Raw genomic sequence first — 13,486 nt, 5'->3', positions numbered from 1 at the left:
GTCCGACGGCTGTTTTTTTAAGGCTTTCTTTTATATGTCCAGAGCCGGTTATGGTTGGAGGTTTCAGGGAAGAACTCGCCGGCGCTCAATCTGATTTGTTGAGGGTTCTGAACCATGCTTCCTGTTTCGCCGATCTCCACATACACTCCATTATTGGGCGCTTTTTGGCCCGGCCGGAATTGACGCTGCTGTCCCATTTGCTTCACTCCCTTTTATTATTAGATTGCCCCACTCTCCCAAAAAACATGTCGATTTTATCTTTACATCTGTTTGCTTTGTATAGTTTAATGAGAAAAGTGTTCCGAAAATTAAAACGAACCGCCCGTTCATTCCGTCTTTTAAAAGGGCGTCACAACTTGTGGGAAACGGAGGAGTATCATGGATTTTTTAATGTTGATCAAGTATATCCTTTTAGGGTTGCTTCAGGGACTCACAGAGCCGATTCCTGTTTCTTCAAGCGGCCACTTGGTGCTGGCACAGCACTTTTTAGGCTTGAACATTGAAGGCTTCAGTTTTGAGCTTTTAATGAATGCCGGTTCTTTAATTGCCGTATTGCTCGTTTATAAAAACGATATTTTCAGGCTGGCGGTAAACGGACTGTCTTATGTCACATCAAAAAATGAAAAAGGAAAAGCGGACTTCAGGTTTATCATCTATCTGATCATCGCCACGATTCCTGCCGGTGTCATCGGTGTTTTATTTGATGATGAGATTTCGGCTTTCTTTAAAGACGGCGTCCGGATCACCGCGGTTACTTTGCTGATCACGGGTCTGGCATTGTTTCTCATTCGCAATTTGCGCGGCCGCAAAAACGACGGCGAAATCAGACTGAGAGACGCCGTGATCATCGGCTTGTCGCAAATGGTTGCACTTGTTCCCGGCATCAGCCGTTCGGGAGCGACGATCGTCCCTGCGATGGCGCTCGGCCTCAAATCTGAAACCGCGCTCAGGTTTTCATTTTTACTGTACATACCGGTCAGTCTTGGCGGGACCATTTTAAGCATTACCGATATTTTTCATGATCCGCGTTTAGGGGAGCTTTTCCTTCCTTATTTGTTTGCGTTCATCGCATCGATTATCGCTACATACTTTTCATTGCGCTGGTTCATGAATATTATGGCGAAAGGAAACTTGGTTTATTTCTCGATTTACTGCTTTGTCATCGGCATCGCCGTTTTGATATTCGCCTAAAAAAACAGCTGATCAATTGTGATCAGCTGTTTTTTATTTAAGATAACAGTGCTTTTAATAAAGCTTTTTGGACGTGCAGGCGGTTTTCAGCCTGCTGGAATACCGCTGAATTCGGGCCGTCGATGATCTCTGCGGTGACCTCTTCTTCCCTGTGGGCAGGAAGGCAGTGCAGAAAGACGTAATCCGGTTTGGCATGGGAGACAAGCGCTCTGTTGACCTGGTAAGGAGCAAAGATATTCATCCGTTCTTCGGCTTCTTTCTCTTGGCCCATGCTTGTAAACACATCAGAATAGATGACATCCGCTTGTTGAACGGCTGACACGGGGTCATTTGTGATTGTGACGGCCGCTCCGGACTCTTCGGCGAATCCCTCGGCCAGTCTTACCACTTCCTGATTCGGCTCATACCCTTCAGGCGAAGCGACCGTAATGTCGCATCCCACTTTCGCACAGCCGATTAACAGCGAATGCGCGACATTGTTTCCGTCTCCAACATAAACGGCTTTCAGCCCTTTTAATGTTCCTTTCGTCTCTTGAATCGTCAAGAGGTCACTAAGCGCCTGACACGGATGGAAAAGATCGGTCAATCCGTTGATCACGGGAATCTCGGCGTGCTTGGCAAGCTCTTCGACTTTTTCGTGTTCGAATGTGCGGATCATAATCGCGTCGACATAACCCGAAAGCACTTTCGCGGTATCTGCGATCGTTTCCCCTCTGCCCAGCTGCAAGTCTTTACTGCTTAAAAACAGGGCGTTTCCGCTGAGCTGCGCCATTCCGGCTTCAAACGATACGCGCGTTCTCGTCGACGACTTTTCAAAGATCATCGCCAATGTTTTTCCTTTAAAGATGTCTTGAATTTTATTTTGCTTCATCGCTGCTGCCTCTTTCAGCAAATAAACGATCTCTTCTTTTGAAAAGTCTTTCAGGCTTAAAAAATCCTTACCCGTCAGATTGATTTCCCGGGTCGCCCCGATGTTTACAGTAGACATGTCTCCACTTCCTTTTTATATAAATCTTTAAGCGACACGGCTTTAGTCGTTCCATGCCCACTCGTCAAAAATGCCCGCACCGTCTCTTCCTCTGTCATCACCGCCACACCGTGGGTGACGGCTTCCATTCGCTGCTTGCTCGCCTCTTTTGATTCGGCTAAATGGATGTGCAGCGCTTTGTCTTTCCGTTTGATCCAGCCTGGAAAATCGTCCGACTGTACGGTGAAACCCGCCTGTTCCGCGAGAGAACGAAGCTCGCCGGCCCCTTCAATGTAAATGCAGCCTTTCGTTTGCCAGATTCCCGCAAAGATTTTCTTCAGGGCGCTTTCCGGATTGAAGCCGACATACATGCCTTCTCCGGTCGATTTCATTTCCGGTCCAAGCTTCAAATCGACATCCTGGATAGCGTGCGATGAAAAGACCGGAAACTTCACGGCAACGCCGCGTGAGTTTTTGGCGGCGGGCTTCAACTCTTTGAGTGACGAACCGGCCAACAGCTGCGCCGCAAGCGGGATCATCGGAACCCCCATCACCTTGCTGACAACCGGAACCGTCCGGCTCGCCCTCGGATTGACTTCAAGGATGAGCAGTTCATCCGCGTCCGCTATAAATTGAATGTTCATAATACCTTTAAATCCGAGCTTGCGGACGATTTTTGCGGCAGCATCCCGCGCGGCGCTTTTCATCTCCGGAGTGACCGAAGGCCCCGGCAAAATCGCGTAGCTGTCACCTGAATGCACGCCCGCTTTTTCAATATGCTCGATATAAGTCGGGATGTAGAGATCGTCGCCATCGCTGACAAGGTCGATTTCAAACTCTTTTCCCGATACGTATTGATCGATCAGAATCGGGTAAGGCATTTGCGACGCTCCGCCCAGCAGCTCTCTGAGCTCTGCTTCGGAGTGAACGATCATCATGCCCATGCCGCCGATCACATATGACGGCCTGATCAGCACAGGATAGCCGATTTCGTTTGCTTTCTGCACCGCTTCCGCTTTTGATGAAGCCGTTTCTCCTTTAGCATGAGAAATGCCGAGCTCGTCAAGAAGCTGATAAAATTGATCACGGTCTTCAAGTATGTCAAGGGTTTCCGATGATGTCCCAAGCAGGGTGATGCCCGCTTTTTCAATCGCTTCAGCCACATTGATGGCGGATTGGCCGCCGAATTGAACAATCGCAAAATCGATATCTTCCGCTTCAGCGACATTGAGAATATGCTCGGGTGTAATCGGTTCAAAGTACAGGCGGTCTGCCATTTCATAATCCGTGCTGACGGTTTCCGGGTTGTTGTTCAGCATGATCGTTTCAAACCCGAGGTTTTTCAGCGTCATGACGCCGTGCACGGCGCTGTAGTCAAACTCGACTCCCTGGCCGATCCGTATCGGGCCGGAACCGATGATCAGGGCGCGCTTTTTCGTTTTTTGAGAGATGTCTCCGTCGCTTTTCCCAAAATACGTCGAGTAAAAATAGTTTGTCTTCGCATCAAATTCAGCTGCGCATGTATCGACGATTTTAAAGGATGCGGCTATGCCCATTTTCTTGCGGAGCGCGCGCACTTCTTCTTCCGTCTTTCCGGTGAGGGAAGCGATCGTAAAGTCGGTAAATCCCTTTTCTTTTACCTTTTTCAAAAGGCTGACGGACAGCGCGTCTCCCTGTTCCATCAATATGTTTTCCAGCTGAATGATGTTAGAAAACACATGAAGGAAATAGTTATCGATTTTCGTTTTCTCGTGTATCTCGCTGATGGAAGCCCCCCTGCTCAGCAGCTCCATGACCGCAAAGAAACGGCGGTCATCAGGAGTCTCAAGCAGCTTCCACAACACTTCTGAAGATGCGCCGCCAAGTTCGGGCAAATGGGTTCCTGACGTTTTCAGCTCAAGGGATGCGACCGCTTTTTGCAGGGCCGCTTCAAGATTGCGGTCAATCGCCATGACTTCTCCCGTCGCTTTCATTTTCGTGCCGAGCTTACGGTCGGCTTGTTTGAATTTGTCGAACGGCCAGCGCGGAAATTTGACGACGACATAGTCAAGAGCAGGCTCGAAGCTGGCGTATGTCGAATCTGTGAGCGGATTTTTCAGCTCGGCAAGCGTGTAGCCGACAGCCAGTTTAGCCGCCATTTTTGCGATCGGATAGCCGGTCGCTTTTGAGGCGAGCGCCGATGAACGGCTTACTCTCGGATTCACCTCGATGACATAATAATTTTTGCTTTCCGGGTCCAGGGCGAATTGAATGTTGCAGCCGCCGACGACATCGAGCGCGGAAATGATCTTTAAGCTGGCAGAACGAAGCATTTGATAATCCGCATCCGTTAATGTCTGCGACGGGGCGACAACGATCGAATCCCCCGTATGGACGCCGACCGGATCGATGTTTTCCATATTGCAGACGGTAATGCATGTATTGTTTCTGTCACGCATGACTTCGTATTCGATTTCTTTAAAACCGGCAATGCTTTTTTCGACAAGACATTGGTGAATCGGGCTTGCGAGGAGGGCGCTTTCGATTAAAGGCAGGAACTCCTCTTTCGTCGCCGCGATGCCGCCTCCTTTTCCGCCCAATGTATAGGCCGGCCGCACGATAATCGGAAAACCGATTGAGAGCGCAAAACGAAGCGCATCATCTTGATTGTCAACAATTTCTGAATCCGGCACAGGTTCGTTCAGCTCCTTCATCAAGGCGCGGAACTTTTCCCTGTCTTCGCCCTTTTCGATCGTATCAACAGATGTTCCAAGCAGCTTTACCCCGTATGTTTTAAGAATGCCGGCCTTTTCGAGCTCGACGGCCAAATTCAGCGCTGTCTGTCCGCCCAGATTGGCGAGCAGTCCGTCCGGTTTTTCGCGCTTGATGATTTGTGTGAGGCTTTCCACTGTCAAGGGCTCAAAATAGATTTCATCTGCAAAAGATTCATCGGTCATGATGGTCGCCGGGTTGCTGTTGACAAGAATCACCCGGTAGCCTTCGCTTTTCAGCGCCATGCAGCCCTGGGTTCCGGAGTAGTCGAATTCAGCGGCCTGCCCGATGATAATCGGCCCCGACCCGATAACGAGAATGCTTTTGATGGTTTGATCTTTAGGCATGGGCGATCTCTCTCCTTGCTTCGTTCAATTTCTGCAAATATTCGCCGAATATCCACTCGCTTTCAGCCGGTCCCGGATGGGCTTCCGGATGAAACTGAACGGATATGACAGGCAGTGTTTTATGCATCAGTCCTTCTACTGAACCGTCGTTGACATGATAAAACCTGACGGAAAATTCATTTTCGCTGATGGTGTCCCGATCGACGACATAGCTGTGGTTTTGGCTTGTCATGAACACGCGTCCGGTCTCTTTGTCCATGACCGGATGATTGGCTCCCCTGTGGCCGAACGGAAGCTTATACGTGTCGCTTCCGAATGCGAGCGCGATCAGCTGGTGCCCGAGACAGATGCCGAGAGTCGGATAGGAAGAGATGATATCCCGGAGTGAATCCATATATGGAAGGATCGCTTTCGGATCGCCCGGCCCGTTTGAAAGGACGATCCCGTCCGGATTCAGCTTTGAAATGCCGTCCATCTCTTGATAGGGAACGACCGTTACTTTGCAGCCCCGGTTTGCAAGCGATGAAGCGATCGACTTTTTATAGCCGAAATCGATCACCGCAATATGCGTATTGCCTTCCCTAAAGGCGCCGTTTTCGTTTTGTCCGGCAACCTGTGCCGCATAGTTTTCCAGCTGGCGCGGAGCCGGAATGCCGTCCTTTTGTTTCGTCAGTCTGGCATTCAGCGTCCCCTTTGCCCTGATATGCTGAACAACCGCTCTTGTGTCCACGTGCGATAAAAGCGGAACATCCCACTTCGCCAAGTATTCCCGAAGGCTTTCTGTCGCCTGATGATGGGAAAACCTGTCGCACGCTTCATAGACGACAACCCCTTTCACCTGAGGCCGTTTGCTTTCATCATCGCTTTCGTTTATTCCGTAGTTGCCAATCAGCGGGTACGTAAAGACAATAATCTGGCCTTTATAAGAAGGGTCTGTCAAAACCTCCTGATAGCCGGTCATGCCCGTAAAAAAGACGACTTCACCGGTGCAGCCGTCAAGACCGTCCAGTTCACCGCTGAAGGATGTACCATCTTCAAGAACTAAATATCCTTCCATCTTATGCCCACCTTTGATGAATAAATAATGATATTCATGAATTTTTATACTTACATATCGAAAAAAAATTACTGTTTTACAGCTGAATGATCTGCCATGACAGCTTTCAGTTTTTCCACGGCCGCTTTGATTTCACTTTTCGCAACCGTCAATGGCGGCAGAAGTCTGATGACGTTCGGACCCGCGGGAAGAACGAGCAAACCTTCCTTTTGAAGCGCTTCGATCAGCGGCTGTACAGGTTCCTTGCACTCGATTCCGGCGATCAGCCCTTTCCCGCGGATATCTTTTACAAGCGGAAATTGAAGCTTTTCTTTCAGCTGTTGATGCAAAAATGCTCCTTTGGCGCTCACTTCTTCAAGAAAGCTGCTTTCAAAAATGGTCTCCAACGTGGCGTTTGCCGCAGCCATCGCCAGCATGTTCCCTCCGAATGTCGAGCCGTGGGAACCCGGAGAGAACGCTTCTGAAAGCTCTTTTTTCCCGATCACGGCTCCGACCGGAAAACCGCTGCCCAGTCCTTTCGCGACGGTGATGATATCAGGTGACAGCCCTTCGTATTCATATCCGAAAGCTTTACCGGTGCGTCCAATTCCTGTTTGAACTTCGTCGACGATAAGGAGAGCCTGCTTATCGCGGCAAAAATCTTGAACGCTCTGCAGAAATTCCCTGCTCGCAGGGATGACGCCGCCTTCGCCTTGAATCGGCTCGAGCATCACTGCCGCGATATCTTTTTCATCCTGCAATTCAGCAAATGCTTTCGGCTCGTTGTAAGGTAAGTAGTGGAATCCTTCAAGCATCGGTCCGAATCCGAGCTTGATCTTTTCCTGTCCGGTTGCGGCCATTCCCGCATACGTGCGTCCGTGGAACGATTGCTGAAACGTTATGATTTTTGTTTTTTGCGTATGTTTTCGTGCGAGCTTCACCGCCCCTTCATTCGCTTCTGCCCCGCTGTTGCAAAAGAAGACGAGATCGCCTGCACTGTTTTTGGCAAGAAGCTGTGCAACCTTTTCTTGAAGCTCATTTTGAAACAGATTGGAAACATGCCAGACATCATCAAGCTGTTTTTTGACAGCAGCTGTCACTGAATCGGGGCAATGCCCGAGATTGCAGACCGCGATTCCCTGGACGAAATCAAGATAAGCGTTCCCCTTCTCATCCTGAACGATCGTGCCTTTCGCTTTTTTAATATTGATATTCCAGCGGCTGTACGTCTGAAATAAATGACTCACGATACGGCCTCCTTTTGTTTAATGATTTTCGTGCCGATGAAATCGTCTTTCGTGAGGAAAGATCCTTTTCCGCTCACGATCATCACTTCATCCACTTCATCTGTGAGGGCTTCTTTTGCAGAATGCACTTTTGGTATCATGCCTCCCGAGATCACGCCTTCAGCAATCAGGCTTTCGATGTCTGCCGGCGTCAGCTCTTTCAGCATTTCTTCGTTTTTCATAATCCCTTTAACGTCTGTCACAAACATTAATTTGTCAGCGTGCAAGGCTGCCGCAACAGCCGACGCCGCCAAATCGGCGTTCACATTCAAAGTCTCACAGCCATCCGTCATCGAGAGGGGGGCGATAACCGGAATAAAGCCTTTTTCCATGAGCGCTTCGGCCATTCGGCCGTTTACTTTTTTAATGCGCCCGACCTGACCGTATTCTTTTTCATTTAAATAGTCGGCAAGGAGCAGTCCCCCGTCTTTTCCTGATACTCCGACAGCCGGAAGGCCGTGCTTTGTCAGCTCGGCAACGAAAAATTTGTTGATCGAACCGGATAAGACCATTTCAGCGACTTCAAGAACCGCTTTTGTCGTCTTACGCTGTCCGTTGACGAATTCGCTTCGAATATTGAGTTTCTTCAGCATCTTTGTAATATCGGGTCCGCCCCCGTGGACGAGTGCGATTTTCCAGCCGCTTTCGGTCAGCTCTTTCAGATTTTGAAAAAATTCGTCCGATAGTTCGCGGATGACGCTTCCGCCGCATTTAAAAACGATTGTTTTATCCATTGTGATCCCCTTTTTACGTCCGATAGCTCGCATTGATTTTGACGTATTCATAAGTTAAATCGCAGCCCCAAGCCATACCCTTTCCGTCGCCTTCCTGCAAGCGAACCTCGATTTTCACTTCGCTGTTTTCTAAATATGTTTTGGCCAGCTCTTCTGAAAACGGCTGCGGTTCGTTATTTTTAAAAAGGCATTGGCCGCCCAGGTAGATTTCTACCTTCTCCGGTGTCACAGCAGCCATGCTGTCTCCGATCGCGACAATGATTCTGCCCCAGTTCGCATCCGTTCCGTAAACCGCGGTTTTTACAAGGTTTGAGCCGACGATTTTTTTGGCGATGATTTGCGCTTCAAGATTGCTTTTCGCACCGTTCACTTCAACCTCGATCAGCTTTGTCGCCCCTTCCCCGTCTCTCGCGATTTGTTTGGCGAGGTCTGTGCAGGCAAGCTGCAGGCCTTTTTTGAAAACCGGCCAATCTTCGTGTTCTTCATGGAGGCGCTCATTTCCGGCGCATCCGTTCGCCATGACGAGCACCATATCGTTAGTCGATGTGTCGCCGTCGACTGTGATCTGGTTGAATGAAACGTCCGTAATTTCCCTTAATGCCCTTTGCAGCGCGCTTTCTTCGATGCATGCATCTGTTGTGACAAAGCCGAGCATCGTCGCCATATTCGGGTGAATCATCCCCGACCCTTTGGCTGCTCCGCCAATCGTCACTCTTTGACCGCCGATCGTCAGTTCATAGCACGTTTGTTTGGTCACCGTGTCTGTCGTTAAGATCGCTTCTTCGAAATCGCCTTCGGCAGGCTCAGTCTCGGCGAGAAGGCTGATGCCTTTTGTAATGCTCTCCATATTGAGGTATTCGCCGATGACGCCGGTTGAGGACACGGCCACCAGTTCCGGCTCGATCCCAAGCATATCAGCGCTTTGGCGGCGCATCTCATATGCATCTTTTAAGCCCTGCTCTCCCGTACATGCGTTGGCATTTGCGCTGTTGACGATGACGGCTTGCAGATGCGCGCTTTTTTTGAGACTTTCCTGCGTCACCTTGATCGGCGCAGCCTGAAAGTGGCTTTGCGTATAAACGGCGGCGCTCACCGCCGGTCTTGAGCTGATGATAATTCCAAGATCCTTTTTTGAATAGCGGAGGCCGCAGTGAACCCCTTTTGCCAAATAGCCTTTAGGCGAAGCGACATTTCCGTCTGTTTTTTTTATGCTGTCTTGACTCACCTGAATCATAAGTTTGTTCTCTCCCGTCTTATGGATAAATTGGCGTAATTTCAAGCCCGGCGGTTTCGCTCCAGCCGTTCATAATGTTGAAGTTTTGAACAGCCTGACCCGCGGCTCCCTTCATCAAGTTATCGATCACTGACACAATTGTCACTCTGTTCGTCCGTTCATCAACGGTAACGCCGATATCGCAAAAATTGCTGCCGTACACCTCTTTAGTTGCAGGGAACGAACCGGGTTCTCTCACTCTGACAAAGTATGAATCTTTATAAAATTTTGAAAAAATAAGTTGGAGCTGTTCGGCATCCATGCTGTCTTTCAGTTCTGTGTAGATGGTCGCCATAATGCCCCTTGTCATCGGAACTAAATGCGTGCTGAATGTGATCGGTTTAAATGCGGAGTCCCATTGTTTAACAATCTGCTCGATTTCAGGCGTATGCTGGTGTTCGTTTACCTTATATATTTTGAAATTGTCATTGATCTCTGGAAAGTGAGTGCCCATCGACGCCTTTCTGCCTGCTCCCGATACCCCTGTTTTCGCATCGATGATGACAAAAGATTCGTTGATGCTGCCGCTTTTGACGAGCGGCGCCAAGCCGAGAAGAACCGCTGTCGGGAAACAACCTGGATTGGCTATGTACTGCGCCGTTTTAATGTCTTCCCGATTCAGCTCAGACAGTCCGTATACCGCTTTTTGAAGCACGTGTTCAGGCGCGGCTTCCCTTTTATACCACTTTTCATAGACGCTCGGGTTCTGCAGCCTGAGATCGCCGGACAGGTCAATGATCGGTATGTCATATGCATCAAACTGTGGCGTCAGCCGGCTGGATACCCCCGGAGGCGCAGCCATAAATAAAAAATCGATTTCGTTCGCAATTTTCTTTACTTCGATCGGTTGCAGGTGTTGATCTGTCAGTTTCATATGGTGCGGGTATGCGGCATCATAGCGGGCTCCCTCATCACTCGATGAATACAATATGCATTCATCTGCATAAGGGTGCAACTTCATAATCCTCATAATCTCTGCCCCTCCATAGCCAGTAGCACCTATAATACCTATTTTCAAAACAAGTTCACCTTCTTGGTCTTTGTGAAATTATTTAACATTATAACATGAATAAAAATTAATTCAATTGTATATTTAATATTTTTTGTTCATCTTTCATATTGGTTCTTTCCTCCCGCCGGCGGTCCTTTTTCAGCGGCTTGGTCGTGCTCCGTTCCCATCTTCCCGGATTCTCCGCTTTTCAAACCGGAGAATGTGCCGGCTGGCGTTTTTGCAATAAAAAAAGAACGCTTGTACAAGCGTTCTTTTTATAACGGGAGTAGCGATCTGCCTGGATACGCCCGTGTTATCTATTACGGCGGCTCCCTTTTCAAAACAGAAAGAGCCTGTCAACGGTTGAGCAGGCTCTGGAAACGTTATTGGATGCCAAGTGCGATTTTCGCATATCGCGACATTTTGTCCCGTGTCCAAGGCGGATTCCAGACGATATGAACGTCAACTTCCTTGACTTCGGGAATATCTGCGAGCGCTTTTTTGACTTCATCCACAATGATCGGCGCCAGTGGACAGCCCATTGAAGTCAAAGTCATAGTCACGTCAGTTTTGCCGTTTTCATCCATATCCACGTCATATACAAGGCCGAGATTGACGATATCGACGCCCAGTTCAGGGTCAACGACCTGTTCAAGGGCGCCCATGATGTTCTCTTTTAATGCTTCATCCACTCTTCCTCACTCCTTTTTTCATCAGTATAACGCACTTCTTTCATTTTCTAAACCGATAGCACTTAAAGGTGCGCATCAAACCATTCGACTGTTTTCAAAAGGCCTTCCCTTGATACTTTATGCCCAGCCCGCTCATCTTCGATAAAATGCAGCAAATCAGGCCGAGTTTCATACAGCGGAATCGTCGATTCATAGAAGCGGCGCGCCAAAGCAAACGGAACGGTGCCATCCTGTTTGCCGTGCCAAAATAAAAGCGGCCTCATCTTCAATTTGTCCGGCTGCAGACTCAAGTCAAAACGCTTCAGTTTATCGCGCTGCTGTTCGATTTGTCCTTCTGTGAAAGGAAGTTCAATTTTCTTTTCACGCATAAAAGCGAGCTGTTGATCAAAAAATTCTACATAGGCGGGACTGCCCATTAAACTGACGGCAGTTGTAATCCATTCGTATTGTGTCAAAGCGCCAAGCGTGACAATACCGCCCATCGAAGTTCCGGCGGCGCCGATACGGCCCTTTTCAATCAGGTTTTCCTGTTCAAAGTGGTTTTTCAGCACTTCGAGCTCTTTGATTTCATTCGTGACGATCTCCCAAAACCTCGGGGCGAGCTCTTCCTGAGTGAGCTGTTCTTCCCTCTCCCCGTGATAAAGAGCCTCAGGCAGGACCACGCGCATTCCTTTTTCGGCAAGCAGATATGCGAAGTGAAGGTTATGCTCTTTTGCGCTTGTAAAACCATGTATGAAGAAAACAAGAGGAAGAGCTTTCTCTTTTTTCTCCTCTTTTACAATATGCAAAAGAGGAATGTTTGAAATATGTTGCTTCTCGATTATGATCACGACTGTTTCTTCCTCCTTTTAGGATGTCCATCATCATAAGTTTAACATGTAGACAATAAAGAAGGTAAAAAGATACACTATAGGTAAGTCAGAACTTTCAAATTCACAACAAAGGAGCATTTATGGAGACAAAACCATATTTAATTGCATTGGACTTAGACGGTACATTATTAAAAGACGACAAGACCATCTCGGAAAGCTCCAGCGACGTCATCCGCAAGCTGCGGGAAGATGGACATTACGTGTGCATTTCTACGGGAAGACCGTTCCGAGCAAGCTCCGTGTATTATGATCAGCTCCAGCTCGATACGCCGATCGTCAATTTCAACGGGGCGTTTGTCCATCATCCTAAAGATCAAAGCTGGGGACGCTTCCATACATCTCTTGATCTCGAGGTGGTCAAACAGATCATTGAAGTCAGCGAGACATACAACGTACATAATATCCTTGCTGAAATTGTCGATGATGTTTATTTTCATTATCATGACGAAAAACTGATTGATGTCTTTACGATGGGCAGCCCGAATATTACGGTCGGAGATTTAAGGACAAACCTCGGCCAAGATGTGACAAGCGTACTGATCCACGCAAAAGAAGAGGATGTTCCGGCGATCCGCTCCTACCTGTCAGACGTTCACGCGGAGATGGTCGATCATAGAAGATGGGCGGCTCCGTGGCATGTGATCGAACTGATTAAAAGCGGCATCAATAAAGCGGTCGGCTTAGAGAAAATCACGGACTATTACGGGATACCGCCTGAGCGGGTCATTGCCTTCGGCGATGAAGACAACGACCTTGAAATGCTTGAGTTCGCGGGCTGCGGCGTGGCGATGGGCAACGGCATCGAAGGGGTAAAAAGCGTTGCAAACAAGGTTACAAAATCAAACGAAGAAGACGGAATCGCAGTCTTTTTGAAGGACTACTTCGCTTTATAATATTATAATTTGCCATTCATAAACGGCTTTTCAAAACGGCAATACTATGAGAAGACGGCCGCACCGGACCGTCACTCGTGTTAAGGGGGAATTTCAAGATGGGTAAACGCAGCAAATCAAAACGGTTTATTCAGCAAGGCAAGGATTCGCTTAAACAGCATGCCGCCAGGTTCCCTTACCGCTCCACATTAGAAGAGGCTGAACAAAAGAGCGGCCCGACGGAATGCGGAGGGCTGTAACATGAGAAACGAACTGTTTCAAATGGCCAAAGCAGCCGTTCATGAAGCTGAAGCTTCGACGGATTCAGGCGAAAAGGCGAAAGCCGTTGCAAGAGCCAAAAACGCCCTTTCCTCGGCATACGCCAATTCAACTGATGCCGAACGGCGCCAGCTTCACGATCTTCAGGAGCAGCTAGATCAACGATCATAACAACACGCCGGCTTTTTGACAGCC

The 13,486-nt window shown here is 48.6% G+C and carries 14 protein-coding genes; 4 read left to right on the top strand and 10 right to left on the bottom strand.

What is annotated here, in order from left to right:
* Nucleotides 1–17 precede the first annotated feature (17 nt).
* A complete protein-coding gene (locus MHB72_RS06650) occupies nucleotides 18–197 on the bottom strand; it encodes a YjzC family protein (protein ID WP_216921092.1) in 180 nt (59 codons plus the stop codon).
* 181 nt (nucleotides 198–378) lie between these two features.
* On the opposite strand from MHB72_RS06650, the gene MHB72_RS06645 reads away from it, so the two are divergent.
* The gene (locus MHB72_RS06645; RefSeq protein ID WP_020450925.1) at nucleotides 379–1,191 is read left to right on the top strand and encodes an undecaprenyl-diphosphate phosphatase; all 813 of its coding nucleotides are present in this window, start codon (nucleotides 379–381) and stop codon (nucleotides 1,189–1,191) included.
* Nucleotides 1,192–1,228: 37 nt separating this feature from the next.
* Here MHB72_RS06645 and argF read toward each other — a convergent pair whose 3' ends face one another.
* From argF to MHB72_RS06600, 9 genes are all read right to left on the bottom strand, one after another.
* Complete coding sequence (argF, locus tag MHB72_RS06640) at nucleotides 1,229–2,179, bottom strand: ornithine carbamoyltransferase (RefSeq protein WP_216921090.1); 951 nt, start codon at nucleotides 2,177–2,179, stop codon at nucleotides 1,229–1,231.
* Complete coding sequence (locus tag MHB72_RS06635; protein WP_216921088.1) at nucleotides 2,167–5,256, bottom strand: carbamoyl phosphate synthase large subunit; 3,090 nt, start codon at nucleotides 5,254–5,256, stop codon at nucleotides 2,167–2,169. Before MHB72_RS06635 ends, argF begins: the two co-directional genes overlap by 13 nt.
* Entirely contained in the window at nucleotides 5,249–6,313 is a 1,065-nt protein-coding gene (locus MHB72_RS06630; RefSeq protein WP_216921086.1) for a carbamoyl phosphate synthase small subunit, read from the bottom strand. The genes MHB72_RS06635 and MHB72_RS06630 overlap by 8 nt, the downstream gene beginning before the upstream one ends.
* A 68-nt stretch (nucleotides 6,314–6,381) precedes the next feature.
* Nucleotides 6,382–7,539, bottom strand: coding sequence for an acetylornithine transaminase (locus tag MHB72_RS06625; protein ID WP_020450921.1), 1,158 nt, complete (start codon nucleotides 7,537–7,539; stop codon nucleotides 6,382–6,384).
* Entirely contained in the window at nucleotides 7,536–8,312 is a 777-nt protein-coding gene (gene argB, locus MHB72_RS06620; RefSeq protein ID WP_020450920.1) for an acetylglutamate kinase, read from the bottom strand. Before argB ends, MHB72_RS06625 begins: the two co-directional genes overlap by 4 nt.
* A gap of 13 nt (nucleotides 8,313–8,325) precedes the next feature.
* Nucleotides 8,326–9,546 (bottom strand): bifunctional ornithine acetyltransferase/N-acetylglutamate synthase, encoded by a 1,221-nt coding sequence (gene argJ, locus MHB72_RS06615; RefSeq protein WP_216921083.1) that lies wholly within the window; start codon nucleotides 9,544–9,546, stop codon nucleotides 8,326–8,328.
* Nucleotides 9,547–9,565: 19 nt separating this feature from the next.
* Nucleotides 9,566–10,603: an N-acetyl-gamma-glutamyl-phosphate reductase gene (argC, locus tag MHB72_RS06610; protein WP_216921081.1), complete on the bottom strand. Its 1,038-nt coding sequence runs from the start codon at nucleotides 10,601–10,603 to the stop codon at nucleotides 9,566–9,568.
* 356 nt (nucleotides 10,604–10,959) lie between these two features.
* Nucleotides 10,960–11,268: a metal-sulfur cluster assembly factor gene (locus tag MHB72_RS06605; protein ID WP_003180552.1), complete on the bottom strand. Its 309-nt coding sequence runs from the start codon at nucleotides 11,266–11,268 to the stop codon at nucleotides 10,960–10,962.
* A 62-nt stretch (nucleotides 11,269–11,330) separates the two neighbouring features.
* Nucleotides 11,331–12,098 (bottom strand): prolyl oligopeptidase family serine peptidase, encoded by a 768-nt coding sequence (locus MHB72_RS06600; protein ID WP_003180551.1) that lies wholly within the window; start codon nucleotides 12,096–12,098, stop codon nucleotides 11,331–11,333.
* Nucleotides 12,099–12,220: 122 nt separating this feature from the next.
* Between MHB72_RS06600 and MHB72_RS06595 the strand changes: the two genes are divergently transcribed.
* The 3 genes from MHB72_RS06595 (at nucleotide 12,221) to MHB72_RS06585 (ending at nucleotide 13,462) form a co-directional block, all read left to right on the top strand.
* Nucleotides 12,221–13,033 carry a Cof-type HAD-IIB family hydrolase gene (locus MHB72_RS06595; protein ID WP_020450916.1) on the top strand — a complete coding sequence of 271 codons (813 nt, stop codon included), beginning with the start codon at nucleotides 12,221–12,223 and terminating at the stop codon, nucleotides 13,031–13,033.
* Nucleotides 13,034–13,131: 98 nt separating this feature from the next.
* Nucleotides 13,132–13,272: a hypothetical protein gene (locus MHB72_RS06590; protein ID WP_003180548.1), complete on the top strand. Its 141-nt coding sequence runs from the start codon at nucleotides 13,132–13,134 to the stop codon at nucleotides 13,270–13,272.
* 1 nt (nucleotide 13,273) lies between these two features.
* On the top strand, nucleotides 13,274–13,462 hold the full coding sequence (locus MHB72_RS06585; RefSeq protein WP_020450915.1) for a DUF3813 domain-containing protein: 189 nt from the start codon (nucleotides 13,274–13,276) through the stop codon (nucleotides 13,460–13,462).
* The last annotated feature ends 24 nt before the right edge of the window (nucleotides 13,463–13,486 follow it).

This window comes from Bacillus sp. FSL K6-1284 (genome assembly GCF_038002625.1).
Lineage (GTDB): Bacteria > Bacillota > Bacilli > Bacillales > Bacillaceae > Bacillus > Bacillus paralicheniformis.
The sequence above is the reverse complement of the archived record's forward strand: the minus strand, read 5'-3'. Positions and strand labels throughout refer to the sequence as shown.